The organism is Aquirhabdus sp. (genome assembly GCF_046462495.1).
Lineage (GTDB): Bacteria > Pseudomonadota > Gammaproteobacteria > Pseudomonadales > Moraxellaceae > Aquirhabdus.
Genome location: NZ_JBKGVE010000002.1, coordinates 67505 through 93827, shown reverse-complemented (window position 1 = coordinate 93827; position 26323 = coordinate 67505). Strand labels below are relative to the sequence as shown.

Sequence of the window (26323 nt, the reverse complement as noted above, 5' to 3'; positions counted from 1 at the left end):
GCTATCTCAACTGCGAGATAGCGGTTTTTTTAATCAAAAAAATTAAGGGTTAGATGAAAAATTCACCTTTTGCCGCTTTATCTTTCAATAATTGCGGCGGCGCAAAGCGTGGGCCGTATTTAGCAGCCAACTCTTCAGCGCGTTTCACGGCCTTGTCCAAACCATATTGGTTGATGAACTGAATCGCACCACCTGTCCATGGAGCAAAACCGATACCGAAAATAGAACCGATATTGGCATCTTGAACTGACTCAAGTACACCTTCTTCCAAGCAGCGGATCGTATCCAGAGCTTGAACAAATAGGATGCGATCAATCATTTCCTGCTCGCTGATGGTCACTTCCGGTTTCAGCCATGTCGATAGACCCGACCACAAGTGTTTTTTGCCGCCAACTGGGTATTCATAGAAACCCGCGCCTGCCGCTTTACCTTTGCGGTTGTGATCATGGATCATGGCTTTAACCAGTGCTTCGGTTGCTTGTACAGGCAGATCTTTGCCTTCTGCTTGTAGGTCTTTACGTGTTTGCTCGGTGATGTGTTCAGTCAGACTGAGACTGACTTCATCTTGAATCGCCAATGGGCCAACAGGCATACCAGCTTTTAATGCCGCCATTTCAACACGGGCAGGATGGATGCCTTCGGCAACCAATGACATGCCTTCTTGAATGAAGGTACCAAACACACGGCTGGTAAAGAATCCGCGACTGTCATTGACCACAATCGGTGTTTTGCCAATTTGTTGTACATAATCAAATGCACGGGCCAGAGTCTCGGCACTAGTATCTTTACCTTTGATGATTTCAACCAGTTGCATTTTGTCGACAGGGCTAAAAAAGTGGAGGCCGATATAGTGAGTTGCATCTTTGCTCGCTTGCGATAAACCCGTGATTGGCAAAGTCGACGTATTGGATGCCATGATGCCGCCTGCAACCAATTGTGCTTCAGCTTCTTGAGTCACTTTAGCTTTCAATTCACGGTTTTCAAATACGGCTTCAATGATCAGGTCACAACCTGCCAAATCTTTGGCATCAGCAGTTGCAGTGATATTAGCCAAAATCGCATCTTTCTTGTCAGTGGTTAAGCTGCCACGAGAAACACGTTTTTCAAGCAAATTTTGACTATAGCTTTTACCTTTCTCGGCGGCTTCAGATGAAACGTCTTTAAGAACGACAGGGACACCTTTGATGGCTGTTGCGTAGGCGATACCGCTACCCATCATGCCTGCACCCAGTACGCCGACTTTGGTCGCTTTCCATGGCGCAATGCCATCTGGACGGCTATGACCGGCCTTAATGGCATTCAACTGGAACCAGAAGGTACCAATCATGTTTTTGGCAACTTGACCTGTTGTGATTTCGGTGAAGTAGCGGGATTCGATACGCAGTGCAGTATCGACATCCACAGAAGCACCTTCAGCGGCTGCACTCATGATGGCTTCAGGAGCAGGGTAGCAACCTTTGGTTTTGTCACGCAGCATAGCTGGAGCGATAGCCAGAATCTGAGCGACTGCTGGCGTACGTGGATCGCCACCTGGAATTTTATAACCTTTCACATCGAAGGGTTGTTGTGATTTAGGATTCGCTTTGATCCAAGCATGTGCTTTTGCCAAAACTTCATCCATGGTTTCGCCAGTATCGTGAACCAGTCCGAGTGATATGGCTTTTTTCACATCAAACTGTTTACCTTCCATTAAAAATGGGAAAGCATTTTGTAGACCGAGTAAGCGAACCATGCGAACAATACCACCACCGCCTGGCAGTAAGCCCAAAGTGACTTCCGGTAAACCAAATTTGGTTTTTGGGTCGTTCAGAGCAATGCGATGATGGGTTGCCAGAGCAATTTCCCAGCCACCGCCAAGTGCCGTGCCATTGAGTGCTGCAACTATTGGTTTACCTAAAGTCTCGATAGAACGCATATCCGCTTTAAGCGATTCAATCATCTTAAAGAATTCAGTCGCATCTGAACGTTTAACAAGGATGAGTTCATCCAGGTCACCGCCAGCGAAAAAAGTTTTTTTCGCAGAAGTAATAATGACACCGGCGAGGTCAGTTTCAGCTTTGAGTTTTGTAGCAACTTCATGCAGACTGACACGAAACTCACCATTCATCGTGTTAGCAGATTGACCTGTAGAGTCTAGAGTCAGTGTGACGATGTTATCTTGATCTTTATTGTACTTAATTGCGCTCATGTGTATTTTCTCCTTAAACGACTTCAATGATCGTAGCGATGCCCATGCCGCCGCCAACGCATAAAGTCGCCAGACCGCGTTTTTTACCTTGTCGCTCTAACTCATCAAGTAGTGTGCCGATGATCATTGCACCTGTTGCTCCGAGTGGATGCCCCATGGCAATAGCGCCTCCATTGACGTTCACTTTTTCTTCCGGCACTTTGAACTCAGTGATGAAACGCATCACGACAGCAGCAAAAGCTTCGTTGACTTCGAAGAGATCGATATCATCGATTGTCAGTCCTGCTTTCTCCAGTGCTTTGCGTGCAGCAGGTGCAGGACCTGTCAACATGATGGTGGGATCTGTACCGACGAGAGCCGTTGCGATAATTTTTGCGCGGGGTTTGATGCCCAGTTTTTTGCCCGCACTTTCGGAACCGATAAGGACAAGAGCAGCACCGTCAACAATGCCTGATGAGTTACCTGCGTGATGGACGTGATTGATTTTTTCGGCTTCAGGGTATTTTTGCAGTGCGACCGCATCAAAGCCCATATTGCCCATCATTTCAAAACTGGGTGATAGACCTGCCAATTTTTCTGCAGTCGTGCCAGCTCGGATAAATTCATCTTTATCCAGTACGGTGACGCCAGCATTATCTTTTACTGCAACAATTGATTTATCAAATTTTCCAGCCGCTTGAGCTGCCGCAGCTTTGGCTTGAGAGTGGGCTGCAAAGTTATCGACGTCAGTGCGGCTATAGCCATCTAGGGTCGCGATCAAGTCAGCACCCACACCTTGTGGAATAAAACCTGATTTCAAATTGGTTTCTGGATCGAGGGCCCATGGACCGCCATCGGAACCCATTGCAATACGCGACATGGACTCTACACCACCAGCCACAATGAGATCTTCCCAGCCTGAGCGCACTTTTTGTGCTGCGAGGTTCACAGCCTCAAGCCCTGATGCGCAAAAACGGTTGATTTGTACCCCAGATACATTTTCGCTCCAGCCAGCTGCTTGTGCTGCGGCTTTAGCTATATCGCCACCTTGATCGGCAATTGGCGTGACACAACCCAAGATGACATCTTCAACTAAGCTGGTATCGAGGTTATTGCGGGCTTCGAGCGCATGCATAAGATTCACAAGGAGTGAAATCGGTTTAACTTCATAGAGGCTTCCGTCTTTTTTTCCTTTGCCGCGTGGGGTGCGGACTGCATCAAAGATATAGGCTTCGCTCATGGGACAGGCTCCTTCTGAAACGGTTAAGGTGTTGGAGGTTTTTCTAGCTTAAAGATTAAATGAAATAACTTATCGGACTAGTTGGGTGAATCATTTGATGCACAAGAGTGTAACGTTATTTTTTATGGGGGCAATGGTGAGAATGGTCAGCGAATTTGGTGCGAATTGCTAAAGAAGTTAATCATCAAGGTGCGCAACATGACCCAGGTCATCAAATTAATCATCTCTTGGAAGGATATGTTCTCTGAAAAACTGAGGTCCTGATTTAAACACTTGCTATTCATCTGATAAAAAAATATGCTCGAAATAAGCTTGAATAATAATGAGTTTATAAAATATGGTTCCAATATTGATTGTTTTGGTCATTGGGCTTTTTTTCTTTTTGTTCTTTCGCGTGAGAAATCGTGAATCTTATATACGCAATTATAAGTTTCCTCAGGGGTTAAATCGCCGATTGAGTAAACATCATCACCATTTAACTCCTGAACAATTTAAGTTAGTTGTTGATGGATTACGTCAATTCTTTGTTATTTATCTTAAAAGTGGGCGAAAGAGTATCTCTATGCCCTCTCAAGCTGTTGATGATTTATGGCATGAATTTATTCTCTATACCAAGGCCTACCAGACGTTTTGTCATAAGGCATTTGGACAATTCTTACACCATACGCCAGCGGTGGTCATGACCCCAAGTCAAAAAAAGAGTAATGCCGGCCTTAAACGCGCGTGGTTCTATGCTTGCCGTGATGAGAATATTGCACCAAATGCGGCTTTAAGGTTGCCGCTGATCTTTGCTTTGGATGCGCAGCTTAATATTGCCAATGGTTTTCATTATGTACCTGATTGCAAGCGGATAGGGCAAGCTAATAATACCGTTGGGATTTATTGTGGGGGTGATTTTGCAAACAGTTCTTGCGGGACTTCCTGTAGTTCCAGTTCAGATTCGGATAGCGGATGCAGCGGTAGTGATGGCTGTAGCGGAGGATGCGGGGGCGGAGGGGATTAAGATATAGTTTTATAAACATATCAAGCTGATGAGTCGCCTTTGACTTATACGTAACTACTTTGAAGTCTGATTTTGCGCAGTAATCTGAGCAATGTCGACTTTTGTATTCACAATAGGAAGTTGTTTGGCAATCGATGGGAAAATGTTAGCTACAGTATTTTTAATATTAGGATCTCTTTTTACCCCAAAACGTAAATTAGTTGATATCCATGCCGAGCCGGAAGTGGACCAGCCTTCTGTTGAGTCTGAATGGAGAATAATTTGTGTATACCAATCTTCGGGGTAACTGATTTGGCCAGCACGCACTTCAAACAGTGTATAACGCGCGTCTAAGGTAGATGTGTAATAGCCATCTTGTGCTTGAATGGATCTTAAATAGTAAAAACCTGGTCGAAGACGAAAAATAGTCGGTGATTCAGTTTTAACATTTTGATAATACGCTGCATGTAGTGAGTCTTTATCAGCTCGTATGAGTTCTAAGTCCACCTTAGGAAATTGCTTAGCATCAAATGCGAAGTGCGGATGCAGCACTGCGTATCCCTGATATTTATCAATAGGGTCACCTTCCTTAAGATAACCCTGAGATGCGCAACCAGAAGCAGAAATAATAAAAAAGGCTGTCAGTATCGCTTTATACATGGCTAATCAGCTACTCCGCATGAATCTGTCGATACAGTCCTGGCGTGACTCCCGTCCATTTCTTGAATGCACGGTGAAAAGTACTGGTCTCACTAAAACCAACTTGCTCTGCGACCTCGTCTAACGTCAGATGAGGCATACCCAGCAAGTGAATTGCAGCATCTCGTCGTAGATCGTCTTTCACGCCTTGATAACTCTTTCCTTCAGTCGCTAGCCGACGACGAAGTGTTTGCGGAGAGAGATACAATTGAGCGGCTATATCGTTAAGTGTCGGCATATCTGTGCCGATATGAGTTTTGAGGAGTTCACGAATACGAGACGTTAGAGAGTTAGTGTTTTTAAATTTAATCAGCAGTTTAGCGGGAGCTGTTTTTAAAAATTCATTGAGTGTTGCTTCAGTCTGGCGAATAGGGAGCGCTAAATAATCAGCAGCAAAACTAATTTCAGTATAAGTCGTATCAAAGATCATCGTCGGTGCAAAGAACAATGCATCGTATTCTTCAACATGTTTTGGCTTGGGGTAACCGAATTTTACACGTTCTAAAGGAATTCGACGCTCAATCAACCAACTGGCTAAACCATGCCAAATCATCAGCATACTTTCAGTAATGAAATGATCGATATCACGCTCACGGGGCACATTGACGCGCAAACGTGCTTCATGCAAATCATGACTGATGCTCATCGACCAGTCTGAGCCGAATAGACTATAGAACTGCTGGCCACGTTCAAGCGCACGTCCTAGCGTGCCAGCATGAATGATCAACTGACACATTGTCGCAAAAGTACCTAATCTGCGCGGCGTGCTATCAAAACCAAGATGCTCATCCTGAGTGGCGAGCCACAACGTTTGTGCGAAGCGAGTGTATTGTTCTGGTGAGACACGAGCCTTAGGTTGCAGAAGAAGGGAAGGGTCAATTCCAGCACGACTGACCAGACTTTCAATATCCATATTGAGGCGTTTCGCACCCGTCAGGGCGGCATTCACAAAATGAATAGAAATGGTCTCACGATTCATATATTACTCTGATCAAGAGAAAAGAAAATTAATAAGTCTATAAACCCATTCAGGTTTTGCATGGCCATAATCGAACATTTGACACTTCGGCCTGTTAAATTATGCCAGCTTCACTGACGCTTAGGGTCATTGTGACTGTATTTGTGATTGTAATAGTCTATAGTTTTTGTGCAAAGCACAACAGTACTGACAATAATAAAAGTCAATATTGGGTTTATCTTCGCAAGCAATGCATCTCGTATCAAAACTAAGTCTGGAAACAAGCACATGGTCAATCAGTCTCTTCCACCTCTTTCTGGTTTAAAAATCCTTGATTTTTCAACACTGTTGCCCGGTCCCTTCGCGACATTGATGCTTGCAGATCTGGGGGCAGATGTGATTCATGTGGAGTCTCCATCCCGAATGGATCTCGTCCGTATTATGCCGCCCTATGCGGATGGACAGGCGACCGCACATGCCTATTTGAACCGAAATAAGCGATCAGTAGCGATGGATCTTAAAGATCCTGCCAATATTCAAAAGATTAAAGAGCTAGTGTCGGAATACGACATCATTGTTGAGCAGTTCAGGCCCAATGTTATGGCTCGCTTAGGGCTGGACTATGAGGCATTGAGTAAAATTAATCCACGTTTGATCTATTGTTCAATCACGGGCTATGGGCAAACTGGCAGCTATAAAGATCGTGCTGGACACGATATCAATTATATCTCTTTATCGGGTATTGCTGGTCATAGTGGACGTATCAACGAGCGCCCTCCTGCGATGGGCATCCAGATTGCAGATGTCGCTGGAGGATCATTGCATGCAGTGATTGGGATTTTGGCTGCGGTGATTGAGCGTCAAACGAGTGGACAGGGGCAGCACGTCGATATTTCGATGACAGATTGTGCCTTTAGCCTGAATACCATGGCTGGGGCTGCGCAGGTTGCGGGTGGTGAGCAACAGGGACCAGAACAAGGCATGCTAAATGGCGCAACATTCTATGATTATTATCAAACCCAGGATGGACGCCATATCTCTATTGGCTCACTTGAACCACAATTCCTTATGGGGCTTGCACAGGCCTTGGCATTACCGGAGATATTGAGTTTAGGATCGTCATTACAGCCAGAAGATCGTGCTAGTGTGCGTGCCATGATTCAAAAGGCAATCGCAGAGCATAGTTTTGAATATTGGAATCAACTTTTTGCGGCGCTGGATGTGTGTGTGGAGCCTGTTTTGAGCCTAGCGGAAGCAGTGAATTCTAAACTTGCGACAGAACGCGGATGGTTGGTTGAGGTACCCTTGGCACTTGATCAGCCTCAGACCCAAAAACAGCTTGCGCATCCGATTAAGTATTCGCGTAGTCAGCCTGTTTATCGCTTCATGGGCAGAGCCGTCGGGGCGGATGAAGTTTAGGCCATTTACTTTTATCATTGACATCAATAAAAAAGCCCGACCTCCTGCAGAGTGCAAGAGGCCGGGCTTTTTATTTGAGAAGTTTAGCCTTTCCAGCTGTCTTTCAAATCGAGGATTCGATTGAACACAGGCTTTGCCGTTGTATGATCTTTTTCATCGGCGATGAAGTAGCCTTCACGCTCGAATTGGAAACGATCACTCGGCTGTGCTTCTGCAAGGGATGGCTCAATGATAGCCTGCAAAATGGTCCGTGAGTTCGGGTTGACGTTTTGCATAAAATCATCACCTTCTTCAGGATCCGCATTGTTAAATAAGCGATCATAGATTCGGACTTCTGCAGGTACTCCGGCACTTGCTGAAACCCACTGAATCACCCCTTTAACCTTGCGGCCTTCGGGGTTTTTGCCCAATGTCTCTGGGTCAATAGAACATTGGAGTTCGATAACGTTTCCAGCCGTATCCTTAATCACTTCATCACAGCGAATCACATAGGCATGACGCAGACGAACTTCACCCTCTGGCACGAGACGTTTAAAGCCTTTAGGCGGAATTTCTTCAAAGTCTGCATGATCGATGTAAATTTCCTGCGTTAGCGGAATCTCACGTTCACCCAAATCCACATTGGGATGACGTGCATGCTTCAATGTCATCGCGTGAGGAAGGTTGGTTAAGGTGACTTTCAATGGACGTAAAACAGCCATGCCACGCGGTGCAACATTCTCGATAGATTGGCGAATACAGAATTCAAGCAATCCGACATCGACGATTCCATCGTTTTTACTCACACCAACACGATGACAGAAATCACGCAGACCTTCAGGTGTAAAGCCACGACGGCGCATGCCCGCAACAGTTGGCATACGAGGATCATCCCAGCCATTGACCACACCATCATCGACCAGTTTTTTCAACTTACGCTTACTGGTCAGCGTGTAGTCTACATTGAGACGTGAAAACTCAATCTGACGTGGTTTGGCAGGTGTATTGACCTTGGCGATAACCCAGTCATAGAACGGGCGATGATCTTCAAATTCAAGGGTGCAGAGGGAGTGAGTAATCTCTTCAATGGCATCACCGAGAGGGTGGGCATAGTCATACATTGGGTAGATGACCCACTCATCACCTGTTTGATGATGTTCAACATTCAAAATGCGATATAACACGGGATCACGCATATGGACATTTGGACTTGCCATGTCAATTTTCGCACGCAGTACGGCAGTACCCGCTTCAAATTCACCGTTTTTCATTTGGGCAAATAAAGCGAGATTTTCTTCCACGGTATGATTGCGGAACGGGGAGTCAGTACCGACTTGGTTGAAGTCACCCCGATTAAGGCGAATTTCTTCGACACTTTGCAGATCGACATAGGCATCGCCTTGCTTGATCAATTGGATCGCCCAGTCGTAGAGTTGACCAAAATAGCTTGAAGCATGGCGGACATCACCATTCCAATCAAAGCCGAGCCATTTTACATCTTTCTCAATATTATCAATATATTCTTGGAGTTCTGCAGCGGGATTGGTATCGTCAAAGCGAAGGTTACATAAGCCGTTGGTTTCTGCGGCAATACCAAAATTCAGGCAAATCGATTTCACATGACCCAAGTGTAAATATCCATTGGGTTCAGGGGGGAAGCGAGTGACGATTTGAGTATGCTTACCCGTGGCAAGGTCATCCGCAACAATGGCGCGAATGAAATCTAGGCCCACTTCTTTGTTACCTTCTTTTCCATGCTGTTCGCCGGCATGCTGTACTTGGGTCTGTTGGCTCGTGTTCGTCGAGTTAGTAGACTTCGTGGGGGCATGTGTGCGAGGTGTAGCTAGATCAGAAGGATTCATAATACTCATTACTTAAGGTTAAAAATAAAAAACAGCCATCCACAAACTTCTGTTGGAAATAATGTGGGTGGGTCTATAGGAGTTCAAGCTCTGTGATGTCGATACGGGTTGATTAGAGTCAACCTACAAAACAGCATAAATGAAACAATGACATAAAACGTATAGTTTATCGTCAATCGATACTTATATCCTATGAACTCCCACTAAAACTGCAAAATACCTATAAAATAGCTGTAAATAATTGCAAGTTTAGCTTGCTGCATAGTCTACCGTTTGATTACCCTAGCCTCAACCAATTTCCCTACTGCTTTTTGGAGTAATAAAGCATGGCAAACCCACAAGTCGAATTTGATACTACCGCTGGTAAGATTGTTGTTGAACTTAATCAAGAAAAAGCACCGAATACGGTTGCTAACTTCCTGAAATATGTAAACAGCGGTCATTACAATGGCACTATTTTTCACCGTGTTATTCGTGACTTCATGATTCAGGGTGGTGGTTTTGATGAAAACTTCAGCCAAAAATCAGCACCGCATCTTGTCGACAACGAAGCGGATAATGGCCTGAAAAACGAAGAAGGCACGATCGCAATGGCGCGTACCAGCGACCCACATTCAGCAAGTGCACAATTCTTTATCAATGCAAAAAACAATGCATTCTTGAACCATTCAAGCAAAACCTCACAGGGCTGGGGCTATGCCGTATTTGGTAAAGTCACTTCAGGTCTGGATATCGTGAAACAGATCGAAGGTGTTAAAACTGGTAATAAAGGCGGACATGGTGATGTGCCGCTAACAAACGTTGTGATTAACACTGCAAAGGTATTGCCAGCGTAATCGTTTAACGATTTGCTTGAACAATATGCACTATTGATGTGTATGTTAGTCTAAAATACGGCAGCCTTCGGGCTGCTTTGTTTTATGTGGCGCCTTCTATGACGTTTTCTTTGGAAATCGCTATAACGTTTTTTATTTTATGAATCTTTATCTATGAAAACCTTGTTTATCGCCGATCTACATTTATCCAATGATGAGCCACGTTTGACTGAAGGTTTTTTGGCGCTCATTGCTCGTTTTGGTCAAGAGATTGATGCGTTATATATTCTTGGAGATTGGTTCGAATCATGGGTAGGCGATGATGATGATGATCCTTGGCTTAATCAAATTACAGAACCACTCAAGCCTCTGACTGCACGTGGCGTACAGATTTGGGTACAGCATGGCAATCGAGATTTTGCATTAGGGCAGGATTTTCTAGATCGTTTTGGTGGTCAATTATTACCTGAACGGATTACCATCGTTGAGCATGGTTTAACACTGCGTATTGAGCATGGGGACGCGCTTTGCACGACTGACGTTGCTTACCAACAGTTTCGAGTGATGAGTCGTAATCCTGATTGGTTGAGAGGCATGCTCACTCAGCCGCTTGATACACGTCGTCAGTTGGCAGCGATGATTCGTATGAGAAGCCAGATGAGTCATGCCAATAACCCCAGTAATATCGTCGATGTTGAACCTAATGAAGTGATCCGTGTTATTGGCGATGTCGATGGTATGATTCATGGTCATACCCATCGTCCTGAGGTGCATGAGTTAGTTGGTGAGGATGGCCAAACGAAGCGTCGTTATGTGTTGGGCGATTGGCGTGTTAATAGTACGACACAAGCTGGTGTGGCTGTGATTGGCTGGCTGGATGATGCTGGTTTAAGGTTAGAAGAGTTTAAGTTCTAATTCATATGATTTTAATGTCGTTGATGTGCCTACATTAAAATCATATATAGTATTTCTCAATGCACTGAATCATCAACCAAATCAAAACCACGTCTGACGTCCTCAATTTCATCAGAATCTTCTGCCGCCGCAAGCAACTCCGCTAAGTTTAAGTCGGTATGGATTGACTCTCCGATCACATCGAAATAACGATCCGTACTAAAGAAGTTACTAAAAATAAGATTGCGTAATAGGGTTGGCGTGGGTTCCAGACCTTCAACATCCATGCTGGTTTTATAGCGGACCTCTCCATCTTCCCAGTCCATTTCAAAGTTACCCAAAACCAAGCCATAGTTGATACGCACAAACAGTTCAGCTAGGCGAGGGCGTTGTTCAAGCGGAACACTTTCAGGCAGTATGCTGTACACCAATAAACGCTGACTTTCAGGAAAGACGCGAACGATACAAATCCATTCACCGTGCAGACCACGGACGGGCATACGAAATGTCGCAATGGGCTCACTATCAGGATGTGTTGGCAGATCTGGTTCGTCAAAATTAAGTTTTTCAACGGCGAGTAAGTCGCGGACTTGATTAACCAGAGACGACATAAAACTACTCCATGAAGTGTTTGAAATTGGCGGTGTATTTCGCTTTGATTATAAAGTGAAATGAACCAGCATGAGAGATATGTTGTGTCGATACGCTGAGAATACAATCAAAATGCAAAATAAAACATCGAGTAACACTAGGCTACTCGATGTCATAAAAATCTTTTGTGGTGAGTCTAATAAAGACTTAGTCTTTTAGAATCGCATGGGCTTCTGTTGATGCATAAAAGAGGCGTAATAAAGGCTCAATGCGCGTTTTGAGATAACCATTATCAGCAAGGTGTTTGATCGTTGTTTTAAGAGAGGGTTCGAGTTCGGCAACAATGAAGTCTGGCGTGACATTCACATCGGATAAGAGTTCAACAATACTGCGGTTGCTATTACGTGCATACCATCCAGCTGTTCCTTCAGCAACGATAGATTGTACATATTTACCCGTGCGGATATGGTTCCAGATAACAACAATCAAATGCGATGCAGCGTCAACGGTTTGATCATCAACAAATTTTCCCGCAATAGACGCGGGTTTTGTTTTAATGGTTGACCAGACTTCAGCCGCGATGCGATGCACCTGCTTACTGCCCAATTGTTCTTTGGTCTTTTTCTCACTAATGCTCATGATGTTACGGATGTTGCGAGATAGGTAGTTTTGCAGAGCGTCGTCCAGATTGCTATCAGTCGCTCTTTCTAATACGCCTTTGCCTAACTTCATCAGTGAGGATGCACCCGGTATTTTTTTGGTGACGACGTTATTTTCCATATAGTCTTTAATCGCATGACTAATCGTTGTCGATAAAATTTCGCCAGTGGCAGGATTGCTAAAAATTTGATGAATCAGTTGATTGCGTTTGTCTGTTTCATTGGCAATGAGATTGATGACCACTTCAGCTGTAGCATCGGGAACCAAATCAGAAATCAGTGTATTTTTGCCTTCGGGGTTTTTTAGGGCATCTTTAACAATATTGGCGATCTCTGTGCGAAGCTGATTGCTGGGTGCAATATCGAGTACACGTTCTTTAGCGATACGTTGAATAATGTCTAAAGGCACCAATGTTGAAAGCGGTGTTTCAAGCAATTGTTCAAAGAGGGCCGCAACTTCTGCACGGATGACATCAAAGTTTTGCAGTTGCGCAATCGTATGTTCCACATGTGCGTTAAGAAGGGCTTCTGCTTTAGGGCTTAATTTTGATGATGTCATGGCACGTTTTCCTTAGATAAATTTATAAATTATGGTGGAGATAGACAGTAACAAATCATGAGTATTAACGCAAAAGCAGCCTTTTAAAAGGCTGCTTTTATACATTTGATCGCGACTTTATTTTGCAGCTGGTGCGGGTGCAGCGGCAAATTTGTTTGGTGTTGCGATCGCTTTGGCCAAAAAGGGCAGATAGGCTTGAACCACAAGTTGTTCTGCTTCCAAGATGGGTGTGTGTCCAACATTATCAAGGATCACTGGTGGACGTTTATCTTTCAATGAGCTCATGAGTTCAGGAACGACGCCGACATCAACGATTTGATCTTGTTTGCCCCAAATGACCAGAGTCGGTGCTTCAATCGACTTCACTACAGTTGCAAATGAATCGGGTGTATAGGATTTATTGAGTTCAATTAATTTTTCGACAAGAATAGTCATCGTCGGTGCTTGACCAATCATGACTTTTTCTTGACCGTCAAAAATGTCTTTTGGAATGAAAGGTGCATCTTGCATCGCTATTTTGATTACATTCTTAAGATCGCCGGGCTTACGAACGACGAAGTTGCGCAGCAGGGATGGGTCTTTCAAATATGGACTTTTAGTAGTGGCATAGACCCCAGCAGTATCAACTAGCAGTAAACTTTGCGTATCGCTAAAGTAGAGACTCGCGTATAGACCTGCAATTGAACCGCCCATGGAATGACCTGCGATATTGAGGTTCTTCTCAATATGAATGGTTTCGACAAAACGACGTAGCGATTCGGTGATTGTTGCAGGCTGTAGGTCATAGGTTGCTGCAATTTTAGTTTCGCCACTTGCAGGAAGATCGACGGCAATAACGTGATAATACGGTGTGAGATGATGGGCAACACGGTTCCAGTTATCACGACTCCCACCCAAGCCATGTACGAGCAAAATTGTTGGTTTACTTGGGTCGCCACCTTCAGAGTATGCCCAGTCCACATCGCCTGCAGTGGCGCGTTTTGAAGTAAATCCTGCCCAAGCTCGCTCTTCATTGAGGATACTTTGAAAGTCAGTAGCAGCATGGACGACAGGGAGAGTTGCCGTCATGACGGGAATGATAAATGCGATTGAGATTGCGAGTTTACGTAGAGAAAAAGTCATGAAGTTCATCCTGAATCAGCGTGTTAGTCATCATTGTCGAAAAGTAAGTACATGGGTTTGAGGGTCAGATTTATAGCAGCTGAATTCTCAATCCTTGTTCAGTCTTAATAGGTGGAGATTAGCATACAACAACTCATTTTCATTGGCTGTATAAATGCTTTTCTTGAGAACTGAGTCAATTGAGAGGGTGATAGGTTGCGTCAGGGGGTGAAACTGAAGACTACAGATTTATTATTCTTGCACGCTACATCCTGTCTTAGAGGGGGTAGCGTGAGATATAGCGTTGAACTTAAGTATTTGAACGACGTTTTGCCAAATAATGTCGAGCACCTTGAATGAACAGGGGAAGCAAGGACAAACCAATAATGATCAGCACGATCAATGTTAGATTCTCTTTAACAATGGGGAGTTGACCTAAAAAATATCCCGCAGGAACGAGAGTCCCTACCCAGAGGATGGTGCCTGAAACACTAAATGCGAGAAAGCGCAGATAGGGCATGGTACTCATACCCGCTACGAAGGGGGTAAAAGTTCTAATAAAAGGCATAAAGCGACCAATTAAAACAGATTTCCCACCATGCTTCTGGAAGAATGCTTCAGCTGTTGCAAGGTGTTTGCGGCTAGGAAATTTACGCGTTTCACTAAATAAACGTGTGCCATACTTACGACCAATCCAATAGTTGGTGCTGTCTCCAATAATCGCCGCAGAGCCTAAAACACCGCTGATGAGCCACGGATCAAGCTGGCCGATCGCTGCCAGAGCACCCGCAGCAAAGAGTAGGTTGTCGCCAGGCAAAAAGGGCATAAAGACGAGCCCGGTTTCGCAAAAAATAATCAAAAAAATAGCGGCATAAACCCATGTACCGTATTGGTTGATAAACTCTTTGAGATGCTGGTCAATGTGCAGGATAAAATCGATAAAGGGCATAAGTGCAATTACTCAAAAAGAAAAATAAACGGGTATATCTCAGTTTTACAATTAAATGTTTCTGATTAGAATATGAAAATCTAAAAAAATCGTTCTGCATAAAAAAGTATTGTAGATTACAGATCATATTTTCACACTTTCTTTCTTGTACTTTATCATAATGGGCTTAGGCTATAATTAGGGCAATGTGCTGATTTTTCATTCATTCTTGATTATGGTGTTTTTTGACAGATTTAATCACTTCAACTGAGTTTTCGCCCCCTAACGAGTTACTTGTTCACTCTTGGCGATCTGACGCCTTGACTGCCAAAAACTTGCAGATCGTGCGGGGTGATCTTGTATTGTCGGGCCCGCTGACTTTTACTGTCGAATCTGGGCATATCCTTCACGTTCAAGGGCATAACGGAGCAGGGAAGACAACGTTGATGATGATGCTTGCGGGTTTACTGCCAGTCATGGGTGCATCAACTTTATTGTGGGCTGGCGCCAAACCCAGTGCGTGGCCTGTGCTTTATATTGGGCATAGGATCGGGCTCAATAGTACTTTGTCTGTACGCCAGAATTTAGAGTTCTTACAAGCATTGAACGCAGGAGAGCTGGTTCACTTGCCTAGTGCACTTGAAGCGGTTGGTTTGACTGGCTATGAAGATACCCCCGTGGCTCAGTTGTCGTCAGGACAGAAGCGCAGGGTTGCATTGGCCAGACTTTGGTTGACATCTCACTCAAATGAGTTATGGCTGCTCGATGAACCGTTAACGGCTTTAGATCAGGTGATGATTGAACGTTTATGCCAGCAGCTACAAACACATACAAAAAGGGGTGGCCGTGTGATTTTGACGAGTCATCAGTCGTTAACGATAGCGTGTCAGACACTGAACTTAGCAGAATATTCTGCCTCAGAATTCGTAGTGGAAGATTCCATTTTATCGGATGAGGATCGTATTTAATGTCCTCCCTCCCCTCAACTCCGAGTCACACATTACGTTTTATTCGTGCAATATTTCGCCGTGAATTTGTACTTCGGTTTAGAAATCCAAGTGTCTGGTTGCATGCGATTGTTTTTTTTGTCATGGTTTTGGTTCTATTTCCTTTGGCCGCAGGTGCAGGTTTAAAGTTGCTTCATCAAATCGGTGCAGCCGCAATATGGATCGCTGCACTTTTATCTGTGTTATTGGGAGTAGATAGCCTATTTCGCAATGATGTGGATGATGGCACTTTGGAACAAATTGTGATTGCCAGACATTCACTGACATTGTGGGTGCTATTCAAAGTTATAGTGCATTGGTTGACTGGTGGTTTTTTACTGGTGATCTTATCTGTGCTATCTATGCCCTTGTTTGACTTTAGTGGGGCCGAGGCGAGCGTTTTGGCGTTAACGCTACTTTTGGGTACGCCTGTTTTGACTTTGCTTGCAGGCGTCGCCGCAGCTTTGACCGTATCATTACGTGCAAATAGTATCCTTGTCCCGTTGATTTCCTTGCCTCTACAGTTGCCGATATTGATCTTTGCGACGGGTGCTGTTGATGTGTTGCGCAGAGGGGGGGATGTACTTCCTATTTTAGCGTTGCTTGCCGCAGGACTGATTTTAGCGGTTCTGTTTCTACCGTTTGCAATTGCTGGTGCATTAAAATTATCAGTTTAACTGTCACCAAGCATCGGCAAATTCAAGAGACATGAATAAAACTGTTGTTTGATAAAACCGAAAATTCGAGCCTATATGCCAGACCCAGATTTGACACCCAAAGTAGATGCTATTCATAAGCGACCTCATTTTTTCGGTCGTCTATGGAGTGGTTTTTTACAGACAGTAGGAACTCAGTATTTCTACCAAACCTTCAGTCGCTGGGTACCATGGCTCAGTTATATTGCAGCCACTCTCATTCTGCTCGGTTCCGTTTGGGGGCTTGCTTTCGCCCCCCCCGATTATTTACAAGGCAACAGCTATCGCATTATTTTTATTCATGTTCCTGTCGCAAGTCTAGCGTTGTCAATATATTTTGGACTTGCGGTTTTGGGTGTGATTCACCTAGTCTGGAAAATTAAGACCGCAGCAATCGTTGCTCAAGCGGCTGCGCCAGTCGGACTGGTTTTATGTGTACTCGCATTAGTGACCGGTGCAATTTGGGGAAAACCAACTTGGGGAACTTACTGGGTATGGGATGGACGTTTAACGAGTATGCTGGTGCTTGCATTTCTGTATGTAGGCGTAGTCGCTTTGTTTGATGCTTTTGATCACACTGAAAATCAAGGTAAGGCTGCGGCAATATTATCGATCGTTGGTGCGGTGAATATCCCGATTATTAAATATTCGGTGGTATGGTGGAATACGTTACATCAGGGGTCTACGTTTACCTTGACGGCTGCACCTAAAATGGCTGCGTCGATGTATTTACCGTTGTTATTGATGTTTGTTGGTTTCTATTTTTTTGTTGCGGCTTTGGTCATTTATCGCACCTGTACATTAATTTTACAGCGTGAGCGGCAAAAGAAATGGGTGAGGCAACTCATTGAACAGCGCGTTTCATGCAAAGCATCAAAATCATGAGGAGTGTTGAATGAATTTTGCATTTGAAAATATTCATGATTTTATTTGGATGGGGCACCATGGTGTCTATGTATGGAGTGCATGGCTGATCAGCATTGTCTCAATATTATTCCTGATTTTGCATTCGAAAAATGCGCGTCAGCGCTTTTATCAACGTGAACTGGCTCGATTACGTCGTGGTATTGCACAGTCCTCTCCAGCTAATTCCAAGCGTACCCCATCCGAGCGTAGTGAGTGATCCGATGAATGCAACACGTAAACGACGATTGATGATTGTTATCTTGGCCTTGCTTGGTCTCTGCGTTGCAATAGCACTCATTCTCTATGCATTACGCGCACAAACTGACTATTTTTATACACCTGCCCAAATTGCCAGTGGCGCCGCTCCCAGTAACAAGCGAATTAAAGCCGGGGGAATGGTTGTAAAAGGCAGTTTAAAAAAACAAATAGATTCATTGAGCGTGAGTTTTCAAATCACAGATTTTAAATCGACAGTGGGCGTGCGCTATACAGGGATTTTACCTGATTTGTTTAAAGAGGGGTCAGGTGTGGTGGGAACGGGAGAGATGCACGATGGCTTCTTTTTCGCTGACGAAATTTTGGCGAAGCACGATGAAAATTACATGCCGCCTGATGTGACTGCAGCTTTAAAAGCTCAAGGTCGCTTATCCGATGGTCGGCTAGCAGTACCTCAAAAATAAATAAGCAGTATTTGAAAAGAGTGATGTGTACTTATTCATTGATTTCTACATCCCCAGTCACGGTTTCTCAACGAGAATCTGGTAGCTTGTCACTAAGAATTACAGCATAATTCGACGCTGTTTTTCTTGGTTGGAAAATCCCCACTTTTTTATTATCTCCAGTTCGGTTGCTGGTTTTAATGCTATATTTTTGTTAACGGTACGAATTTATTTTTAGTATGGTTTGTAGATTGGTTTTAGGATTGGTTTGACGATGGCTTTTACTCATTCTCCTCGCGCTATTGTGTTGCTGTCAGGTGGTTTAGATTCAGCAACATGTTTGGCGTGGGCTATGCAGCGTTATCAATGCGAGGCTCTGAGCTTTGCTTACGGTCAACGTCACTCTAGTGAGCTTGATGCTGCTAAAAAATTGGCCGCTCAAGCGGGCGTCCCACATCGTATTATTAATATCGATCTACGCAGCTTAGGGGGGTCGGCATTAACGGATGATTCAATTGACGTGCCGGAGAATGAACCGGGCGGAATTCCTGTTACCTATGTGCCTGCGCGAAATACGATCTTCTTATCCTACGCCCTGGCTGTTGCTGAAGTGACGCAAAGCCAGGCGATTGTGATTGGCGTAAATGCCGTGGATTATTCAGGTTATCCCGATTGTCGATCTGAGTATATTGATGCTTTTGCACGAATGGCTGCTCTGGCGACCAAAGCGGGAGTTGAGGGTAATCCACTTACAATAGATACGCCACTATTACACTTATCCAAAGCGAATATCATACGCTTAGGCACTGAACTTGGCATAGACTACTCGTTGACGGTTTCATGCTATCAAGCAGATTTACAAGGTCGTGCTTGTGGCCGATGCGATAGTTGTCGGTTGCGTCGTCAGGGGTTTGATGATGCGGGAGTTGCAGATCCAACACATTACCAGTCTTGATTGCTCAACGATCAAGTTGGTTTTATTTTGTTGCATTGTTATGAAGTTTTATCGCTCTATCGCTTAAAATCAATCAATTATTAGGTTTACTATGAATACTTTATCTATGAAAAACGTAATGCTTGCTACTACAAAGATTGCAATGGCTGCGGCAATGTCGGGTTTATTGATGACTGCTGCACAAGCTGCTCCCAAGAAAGATGCTGGTGCAAAAGACGCTGGACCTGTAGATATTCAAACTGTAATGATCCAACGTTGTACCAGTGAAGCAACTTCGGCCAAAATTACTGATGCAAAGAGTGCCCAGAAAGTATGCTCATGTACCATTGGTGTACAGGCTAATAACTTGAAGCTTGGTGAGTTCTGGGCGATTCAAAGTTTGGCGATGAGTGGTAAAGACCCGCGTAGCCTACCTGCGCTACAGCGTATTCAGCCGCAATTGGATAAATGCCGTGAGGGAGTGACTTTCAATACCCCTACAGCACCTGCCGCAGATGCAGCACCGGCTCCAGCAAAGCCTTAAATACTACTGACTCATTTGAGATATGTGGGTCATTTGTGAAATTCATTTAAAAAAGCAGACTTTCGTGTAGCGAGGTCTGCTTTTTTTTACAATTGCGTCGTATGATGATTTTGTCAGTGATTCAGATTATTTTATAAAGAAAATATAACCTACAAGGAGTCAGTAGAATGACGATAGAGCAGCCTGTTGCGGATACAGTGATCAAACATGACCTTTCTATTTTGCCAAATCTCAGTGTTATTACCACACAGGGGGAAGTTAATTTGGCAACGTTGGTTGGACAGCCGTTAATTTTATATTTTTATCCAAAAGACGCGACACCCGGGTGTACGACTCAGGCACGAGACTTTCGGGATCTAATGCCTGAATTTGCAGCACTGGGTGTACGTATTATTGGAGTATCTCGTGATAGTTTGAAGGCTCATGAAAAATTTACAGCGAATGAATGCCTCCCTTTTCCTTTGATCAGTGATTCGGATGAAACACTTTGTCGTTACTACGATGTGATTAAAGAAAAGAATATGTATGGCAAAGTTGTGCTCGGGATTCAGCGCAGTACTTTTTTATATGATAAGCACGGAAAGTTAGTGGAAAGCTGGCGCAAAGTTAGCCCTCCAGGTCATGCTGAAATGCTTCTTGGGCAGGTGAAGTTATTGGTTTAGGTTGTTTTTTGATCAATACCTATCGTGAGTTTTAACTCTTTAGAGATTCGATTTTAGATGAAATCGCTACTTGCCGATTAGAGGTCTAGTCATTGCCCTGAAAGGGTATTTTGACTCCCCAAATCACGCGATTTATGTTAAACTCCAGCTCCTCTTTAAATAAAACAATCCTTGAAAAATGGATTGTTTTATTTATTTTTAACCTATTGTTTTAGATGATTTTGTTCTGTAAGTCGTTGTGCTGGTTTGATCGCGTTTGTAGTTTTATTTAATTCGTTTTAAAGCTTGCAATTCACATCAATAAAAATTCAGCAATACGCCAGATTCTACGCCCAAAGGAGCATACATGAGCGATTCAGAAATCCTGCCGATTGCTATTGAGGATGAACTCAAACAGTCGTATCTGGACTACGCCATGAGCGTCATCGTGTCACGGGCGTTGCCTGATGTCCGTGATGGATTCAAACCCGTTCATCGTCGTGCATTATTTGCGATGCGTGAACTGGGAAATGATTACAACAAGCCTTACAAAAAATCAGCCCGTGTAGTCGGTGACGTGATCGGTAAGTATCATCCACATGGTGATACGGCGGTTTACCATACGTTGGTTCGCATGGCGCAACCTTTTAGCTTGCGTTACCTTTTGGTGGATGGCCAGGGTAACTTTGGTTCGGTTGATGGCGATGAACCAGCGGCGATGCGTTATACCGAAATCCGGATGACCAAGTTAGCTCACGACATCATTGTCGATTTGGAAAAAGATACCGTCGATTGGGAAGATAACTACGATGGTTCTGAACGCATTCCTAAAGTTATGCCAACACGTATCCCCAATCTGCTGATCAATGGATCTGCGGGGATTGCTGTGGGTATGGCGACCAATATGGCGCCACACAATATTACTGAAGTGCTCAACGCCTGCTTGGCGTATGTCGATGATAGTGATATTACCGTTGAAGGCTTGATGGAGCATATCTCTGGTCCTGATTTTCCAACCGGCGGTATTATTTATGGTAAAAGCGGTATCGTTGATGCCTACCGTACAGGTAAGGGGCGTCTACATATCCGTGGGAAATATCATCTTGAGGAAGATGAAAAAACCAATCGGGTCAGTATTGTTTATACCGAAATTCCTTATCAGGTGAATAAAGCAAAGCTGATTGAACGTATCGCTGAACTGGTTAAAGAAAAGAAACTGGAAGGAATTAGCGAGTTACGTGATGAGTCTGATAAAGACGGCATGCGGATCGTTGTTGACCTTAAGCGAAATGAAAATGCTGAGGTCATTATTAATAATTTGTTTATTAATACGCCACTTGAAACTTCTTACAGCATCAACATGGTGGCCCTTGAAAATGGGCAGCCCGGTCTTAAAAATCTTAAAGATCTGATTGCAGCGTTTATTCGCCATCGTCAAGAAGTTGTGACTCGTCGGACCCTATTTGAATTGCGCAAAGCGCGTGAACGCGGACATTTGTTGGAAGGCTTGGCTGTTGCTTTGGCCAATATTGATGGCATTATTGAAACCATCAAAACTTCGGCTAACCCCAGCGAAGCTCGTGTGCGTTTACTTGAAGGTCAGTGGCAAGCGGGTGGCGTACTGGCACTCCTTGAAAAATCAGGTCATCGCTCCATTCGCCCAGACTATATTGAGGGTGAAGATCCAGCGAATCCCTTTGGTTTGACGGGTGACCAATACCGCATGTCACCTGCGCAAGTTGGTGCGATTCTTGAGCTTCGTTTACACCGTTTGACAGGTTTGGAACAAGACAAGTTACTTGCTGAATACACTGAAATTTTGGGTGAAATTGCCGAACTACAATCTATTCTTGATAGTTTTACCAAGTTGATGGAAATTATCCGCGGTGAGTTACGTCAAGTTCTTGAGCAGTATGGTGATGCACGTCGGACTGCAATCGTTGAATCACGTATTGATTTTTCACGTGCAGATTTGATTCCAGAAGAGCAGGTTGTTCTTACCGTTTCAAAAACAGGTTATGCGAAAACTCAACCGCTGGATGACTATGCTGCTCAGCGTCGTGGTGGTCGTGGTAAGTCAGCGACGAGCATGAAAGAAGATGATTATATTGAGCATTTAGTGGTTGCCTCAAATCATGCGACCGTATTGTGCTTTACCTGTAGTGGCAAGGTTTATTGGCTTAAAGTTTATGATGTGCCGCAAGCAAGTCGTGGCTCTAAAGGGCGCCCAATTGTCAATTTATTGCCGCTAGAAGATGGAGAGAGCGTCACTGCAATTCTGCCGTTGATGGACTTCCCTGAGTCTCACTATGTGTTCATGGCTACTGCAGATGGTACCGTAAAACGTGTTGAATTAGAGCAGTTTAGTCGTCCACGCAGTGTTGGTTTGCGCGCAATTGAATTATCAGAAAACGATACTTTGATTGGCGTTGCCATTACAGATGGTACACAACAAATCATGCTGTTTAGCAATGAAGGGAAAGCGATTCGTTTTGATGAAAATGAAGTGCGCGTTGTGGGGCGTACGGCCATGGGTGTACGTGGGATGCGTATCGATGATGCCTCACGCATTGTTTCATTGGTCGTCGCGCCAGAGTCGGGTGAAGTTCTGACGGCATGTGCGAATGGCTTTGGTAAGCGTACAACGGTTGATGCATTCCCTGTTCGCCATCGTGGCGGTCAAGGCGTTATCGCGGTGCAAACGAGCGAACGGAATGGTGAGCTTGTTCGCGCAACAGCCGTAAATGACAGCAATGAGCTTCTTCTGATTTCAGATGGAGGAACCTTGGTACGCACCCGTGTTGCAGAGATTCGTTCAGTAGGTCGTAACGCACAAGGTGTGATGCTGATTCGTTTAGGTGATAGTGAGACATTGGTCGGCGTGGTTTGTTTGGATGGTGTCTGTGCCGATGACGATGTTATTGAAGGTGAAGTGACAGAGGGTAGTGATGATCAAGAGATTGTCGATGCACCCATTGAAACTGCCGAACTGGAAACTCCAGATGCAAAGGATGGAGATTAATCCTCGTAATTAGGGCATAAATAAAAGAGGACGCCATGGGCGTCCTTTTTTTATGGTGTATAGGTATATTCGTGTGTGAAAAACACAATTTGGCAAAAAGGATTTTTCTTGGCTTGATACATTGCATAGTCTGCATTGGACATTAATTTTTCTGCGGTTTCTCCATGCTTGGGGTAAATCGCTATACCAATACTGGCCAGTATAGAAAAATTTTCTAGTCCATTGATTGTTATGGGCATGGAGAGCGTATTTTGAATTTTTTCAGCGATACTTAATGCGTTTTCGTGAGTATCCACTAAGTTTTCAAGAATAAAAATAAATTCATCGCCGCCTAGCCGTCCAAAGGTATCCGCTCTGCGCAAAACTTGTTTTAGGCGGCTTGCGATGATCTGTAATAGCTTATCACCAGTGGAGTGCCCAAGTGTGTCGTTGACCCACTTAAAATTATTGATATCCATAAATAAGAGGGCAAATTTCTTTTCATTTTTTTCGGCATCAAGAATAACGCGTTCGAGAATTTCATTGATTAAGTAACGATTAGGGAGACCGGTTAAGGCATCAAAGCGTGCCATTCTATTGACTTGTTCTTCGGCTTCTTGCCAATGTTTGACAGCGTTATGCAAAAAAATACAACCGAACATAAAGCTAACTAAAAGTGCAGAAATCAAGGCACTGCTGTATTTGTAAATTTTTACATGTTTAGACCATGTTGCGGCATTAATATCTATACCAGATATTGCAATAATTTTTCCGCTATGAGGATCATAAATCGGTGCATGTGCAGAGACCCAATCTCCCCACTGATCATGGAAGGGACCTTCTACAAAGGGCTGACCTGTTATAAATATATTTCTCAGCTCCTTTGAGGGGTTATTAAATACTTCGCCGGGAGGAGAGTAATCTTTGGAGTGAATATCTTCGGTGTCAAAGATGAAATGCACTTGGTCGTTATCTAAACGCATTAAATAAACGAATCGAGCATCCTTCATACTCTGTTTAATGCGTGTAAGACGTTCTAACGTCAGTTTATATCCGGGTGTAGTCAACTCTGAAGAGTCACCACTAAAGTTACGAATATCGTTAGGATCTGTAGCGGCTGCAACGAGTTTGGCTTGTGTCAAAAAAAAGTCATTCGCTTGAGCGTTGGCATATCCTGTGACTTTTACGGTCAAAAAAATACCAAAAATGACAGCAATGACCAATAAAGAGGTAAGTAATGCTTTATGTTTCAATATATTGAGTAATCTAATCACAGAATTCTAGATCGACCATGGGTTACGTAATAATACATCTAAATGAACGATTTTTAGAAATGTCCTAATCTGCCTAATTAGGGATGAAAACTCGTTATCTCTCTAGTTAAATCAGACTATAGGTAAAAAATCAGCGATAAGAGGTCTTTTTAATGATGATATAAAAAAATTATGATTGAAAGATCTATGACATATTCTAAATGATATGCAGAGATTCGGGGTCATTATCCATTTAATAATGGTGTAATGCGATATTTTAGAGTTCTGTATGTAGGTAATAAGATATTATATAAATAAAGCTACTCGGTAATGATATATCGGGTAGCTTTCATGGAGGATTATTTGTCAGGGGGAGGGTTAAAAGAAATAACTACCTTGAACCCATATACGCGGACTACGATCGGTATCGCTGGTCGGTGTGCTGCTGTTTCTTAAGTACAGCGCAGAATTTAGGGCATAAGTAGCTAATCTTGTGCTTGATCAAGAACAATCCGTTGCATCCGTCAGTCGGAATTTGAAGACTTCCATTAGAACCCTCAATTACAGCTTCAATTTTGCTGATTTTCGTCAAATCGTTGGAACAGCGGATCATGATCCTCGAATCTTAGACAATAAATGTGTTTGTCTAGGGCATAAGAATAAACGAGATGAATCTCGTCGTTATCAGGTTCAAAAATATGGTTAAATATGCCCCTTAAATTAAAACTGTTTTTCTCATTGTTTTTTTACTTCGCAAGGACATATTTTCATGCGTGCTTTTAACTTCTGTGCAGGTCCTGCCGCACTTCCTACTGCCGTACTCAACCGTGCTCAATCTGAGCTTTCTGATTGGCATAGTACAGGCATGTCCATCATGGAAATGAGCCATCGCAGTAAAGATTTTGTTGGTGCCGCGGACAAGGCTGAAGCCGATTTGCGTACCCTTTTAGGGATTCCTTCGAATTACAAAGTATTATTTTTACAAGGCGGTGCTACGCTGCAATTTTCGGCTGTGCCGTTAAACTTGCTAGGCGCAGGACAAACGGCCGACTATATTGATACTGGTATTTGGGCACAAGGTGCAATTAAAGAAGCACAGCGCTATGGTAATGTGAATATTGCAGCGTCAAGTAGCGCTGATCATTATCATCATGTTCCGGCGCAATCGTCATGGAATTTGACGCCTGATGCTGCATATGTTCATTACACACCGAATGAAACGATTGGCGGACTGCAATACGATTTCATTCCAGAGGTAGAAGCTCCACTGGTTGCAGACTTTTCATCTTCAATTCTGTCAGAACCTCTTGATGTTTCTAAATTTGGTTTGATTTATGCGGGTGCACAAAAAAATATTGGCCCAGCAGGACTGACTTTGGTTATTGTGCGTGATGACTTGATTGGTAAAGCACAATCAACTATTCCAAGTCTATTGGACTACGCCAAACAAGCAAACAGTGGTTCAATGATCAATACACCACCAACGTTTGGTTGGTATTTGGCGGGCTTGGTTTTTGAGTGGTTGATTGAGCAGGGTGGCCTAACGGTCATGCAAAAACTTAATCAAGAGAAAGCAGCATTACTATACGATTATATTGATCGAAGTGGTTTTTATGCTAATCCAATTAACCCTGCAAATCGCTCAAAAATGAATGTACCTTTTACTTTGGCTGATGCATCACTTGAAAAAGCATTTCTTGCAGAAAGTACTGCTGCTGGCCTATTGAATTTAGCCGGACACCGCTCTGTCGGAGGAATGCGTGCAAGTCTTTATAATGCGGTTCCTTTAGAAGCCGTACAAGCTTTGGTCGCATTTATGCAAGACTTTGCTAAGCGTAACGGCTAAGGTTG

The 26323-nt window shown here is 43.8% G+C and carries 24 protein-coding genes; 14 read left to right on the top strand and 10 right to left on the bottom strand.

Annotated features, from left to right (window positions below):
- Positions 1–49: 49 nt before the first annotated feature.
- Positions 50–2188 carry a 3-hydroxyacyl-CoA dehydrogenase NAD-binding domain-containing protein gene (locus ACLHG7_RS00620; protein WP_410209159.1) on the bottom strand — a complete coding sequence of 713 codons (2139 nt, stop codon included), beginning with the start codon at positions 2186–2188 and terminating at the stop codon, positions 50–52.
- A 13-nt stretch (positions 2189–2201) separates the two neighbouring features.
- The gene (locus ACLHG7_RS00615) at positions 2202–3407 is read right to left on the bottom strand and encodes an acetyl-CoA C-acetyltransferase (RefSeq protein WP_410209158.1); all 1206 of its coding nucleotides are present in this window, start codon (positions 3405–3407) and stop codon (positions 2202–2204) included.
- A gap of 562 nt (positions 3408–3969) precedes the next feature.
- Between ACLHG7_RS00615 and ACLHG7_RS00610 the strand changes: the two genes are divergently transcribed.
- Complete coding sequence (locus ACLHG7_RS00610) at positions 3970–4410, top strand: glycine-rich domain-containing protein (protein WP_410209157.1); 441 nt, start codon at positions 3970–3972, stop codon at positions 4408–4410.
- A 54-nt stretch (positions 4411–4464) separates the two neighbouring features.
- On the opposite strand, the gene ACLHG7_RS00605 is transcribed toward ACLHG7_RS00610, so the two are convergent.
- Both ACLHG7_RS00605 and ACLHG7_RS00600 read right to left on the bottom strand, forming a co-directional pair.
- On the bottom strand, positions 4465–5049 hold the full coding sequence (locus ACLHG7_RS00605; RefSeq protein WP_410209156.1) for a hypothetical protein: 585 nt from the start codon (positions 5047–5049) through the stop codon (positions 4465–4467).
- A 10-nt stretch (positions 5050–5059) separates the two neighbouring features.
- Entirely contained in the window at positions 5060–6067 is a 1008-nt protein-coding gene (locus tag ACLHG7_RS00600) for an AraC family transcriptional regulator (protein WP_410209155.1), read from the bottom strand.
- Between the two features lie 267 nt (positions 6068–6334).
- On the opposite strand from ACLHG7_RS00600, the gene ACLHG7_RS00595 reads away from it, so the two are divergent.
- Positions 6335–7465: a CaiB/BaiF CoA transferase family protein gene (locus ACLHG7_RS00595; protein WP_410209154.1), complete on the top strand. Its 1131-nt coding sequence runs from the start codon at positions 6335–6337 to the stop codon at positions 7463–7465.
- Between the two features lie 83 nt (positions 7466–7548).
- On the opposite strand, the gene ACLHG7_RS00590 is transcribed toward ACLHG7_RS00595, so the two are convergent.
- Positions 7549–9306, bottom strand: coding sequence for a glutamine--tRNA ligase/YqeY domain fusion protein (locus ACLHG7_RS00590; RefSeq protein ID WP_410209153.1), 1758 nt, complete (start codon positions 9304–9306; stop codon positions 7549–7551).
- A gap of 326 nt (positions 9307–9632) precedes the next feature.
- Here ACLHG7_RS00590 and ACLHG7_RS00585 point away from each other — a divergent pair, with 326 nt between their 5' ends.
- Positions 9633–10142 (top strand): peptidylprolyl isomerase, encoded by a 510-nt coding sequence (locus tag ACLHG7_RS00585; protein ID WP_410209152.1) that lies wholly within the window; start codon positions 9633–9635, stop codon positions 10140–10142.
- Between the two features lie 153 nt (positions 10143–10295).
- Positions 10296–11036: a UDP-2,3-diacylglucosamine diphosphatase gene (locus tag ACLHG7_RS00580; protein ID WP_410209151.1), complete on the top strand. Its 741-nt coding sequence runs from the start codon at positions 10296–10298 to the stop codon at positions 11034–11036.
- A gap of 56 nt (positions 11037–11092) precedes the next feature.
- On the opposite strand, the gene ACLHG7_RS00575 is transcribed toward ACLHG7_RS00580, so the two are convergent.
- From ACLHG7_RS00575 to ACLHG7_RS00560, 4 genes are all read right to left on the bottom strand, one after another.
- Positions 11093–11626 (bottom strand): YbjN domain-containing protein, encoded by a 534-nt coding sequence (locus tag ACLHG7_RS00575; protein WP_114899006.1) that lies wholly within the window; start codon positions 11624–11626, stop codon positions 11093–11095.
- 187 nt (positions 11627–11813) lie between these two features.
- Positions 11814–12824: a hypothetical protein gene (locus ACLHG7_RS00570; RefSeq protein WP_410209150.1), complete on the bottom strand. Its 1011-nt coding sequence runs from the start codon at positions 12822–12824 to the stop codon at positions 11814–11816.
- 117 nt (positions 12825–12941) lie between these two features.
- Positions 12942–13946, bottom strand: a complete 1005-nt coding sequence (locus ACLHG7_RS00565; RefSeq protein WP_410209149.1) for an alpha/beta fold hydrolase — start codon at positions 13944–13946, stop codon at positions 12942–12944.
- A gap of 289 nt (positions 13947–14235) precedes the next feature.
- Positions 14236–14874 (bottom strand): DedA family protein, encoded by a 639-nt coding sequence (locus ACLHG7_RS00560; RefSeq protein ID WP_410209148.1) that lies wholly within the window; start codon positions 14872–14874, stop codon positions 14236–14238.
- 299 nt (positions 14875–15173) lie between these two features.
- On the opposite strand from ACLHG7_RS00560, the gene ccmA reads away from it, so the two are divergent.
- The 9 genes from ccmA to gyrA all read left to right on the top strand — a co-directional run bounded on the left by ccmA (position 15174) and on the right by gyrA (position 23240).
- On the top strand, positions 15174–15821 hold the full coding sequence (ccmA, locus tag ACLHG7_RS00555) for a heme ABC exporter ATP-binding protein CcmA (protein WP_410209147.1): 648 nt from the start codon (positions 15174–15176) through the stop codon (positions 15819–15821).
- The gene (gene ccmB, locus ACLHG7_RS00550) at positions 15821–16516 is read left to right on the top strand and encodes a heme exporter protein CcmB (RefSeq protein ID WP_410209146.1); all 696 of its coding nucleotides are present in this window, start codon (positions 15821–15823) and stop codon (positions 16514–16516) included. Before ccmA ends, ccmB begins: the two co-directional genes overlap by 1 nt.
- 75 nt (positions 16517–16591) lie before the next feature.
- The gene (gene ccmC / locus ACLHG7_RS00545) at positions 16592–17419 is read left to right on the top strand and encodes a heme ABC transporter permease CcmC (RefSeq protein WP_410209145.1); all 828 of its coding nucleotides are present in this window, start codon (positions 16592–16594) and stop codon (positions 17417–17419) included.
- Between the two features lie 10 nt (positions 17420–17429).
- On the top strand, positions 17430–17657 hold the full coding sequence (gene ccmD / locus ACLHG7_RS00540) for a heme exporter protein CcmD (RefSeq protein WP_410209144.1): 228 nt from the start codon (positions 17430–17432) through the stop codon (positions 17655–17657).
- Positions 17658–17661: 4 nt separating this feature from the next.
- Positions 17662–18120 carry a cytochrome c maturation protein CcmE gene (gene ccmE / locus ACLHG7_RS00535; RefSeq protein WP_410209143.1) on the top strand — a complete coding sequence of 153 codons (459 nt, stop codon included), beginning with the start codon at positions 17662–17664 and terminating at the stop codon, positions 18118–18120.
- 253 nt (positions 18121–18373) lie between these two features.
- Positions 18374–19054, top strand: a complete 681-nt coding sequence (gene queC, locus ACLHG7_RS00530; RefSeq protein WP_114898998.1) for a 7-cyano-7-deazaguanine synthase QueC — start codon at positions 18374–18376, stop codon at positions 19052–19054.
- A gap of 118 nt (positions 19055–19172) precedes the next feature.
- Positions 19173–19577 (top strand): hypothetical protein, encoded by a 405-nt coding sequence (locus ACLHG7_RS00525; protein ID WP_114898997.1) that lies wholly within the window; start codon positions 19173–19175, stop codon positions 19575–19577.
- Positions 19578–19744: 167 nt separating this feature from the next.
- Positions 19745–20239 carry a peroxiredoxin gene (locus tag ACLHG7_RS00520; protein ID WP_410209142.1) on the top strand — a complete coding sequence of 165 codons (495 nt, stop codon included), beginning with the start codon at positions 19745–19747 and terminating at the stop codon, positions 20237–20239.
- A gap of 346 nt (positions 20240–20585) precedes the next feature.
- Complete coding sequence (gene gyrA / locus ACLHG7_RS00515; protein ID WP_410209141.1) at positions 20586–23240, top strand: DNA gyrase subunit A; 2655 nt, start codon at positions 20586–20588, stop codon at positions 23238–23240.
- 50 nt (positions 23241–23290) lie between these two features.
- Here gyrA and ACLHG7_RS00510 read toward each other — a convergent pair whose 3' ends face one another.
- Positions 23291–24472 carry a diguanylate cyclase domain-containing protein gene (locus ACLHG7_RS00510; protein ID WP_410209140.1) on the bottom strand — a complete coding sequence of 394 codons (1182 nt, stop codon included), beginning with the start codon at positions 24470–24472 and terminating at the stop codon, positions 23291–23293.
- Positions 24473–25241: 769 nt separating this feature from the next.
- On the opposite strand from ACLHG7_RS00510, the gene serC reads away from it, so the two are divergent.
- Positions 25242–26318 (top strand): 3-phosphoserine/phosphohydroxythreonine transaminase, encoded by a 1077-nt coding sequence (gene serC, locus ACLHG7_RS00505; protein WP_410209139.1) that lies wholly within the window; start codon positions 25242–25244, stop codon positions 26316–26318.
- Positions 26319–26323: the final 5 nt, after the last annotated feature.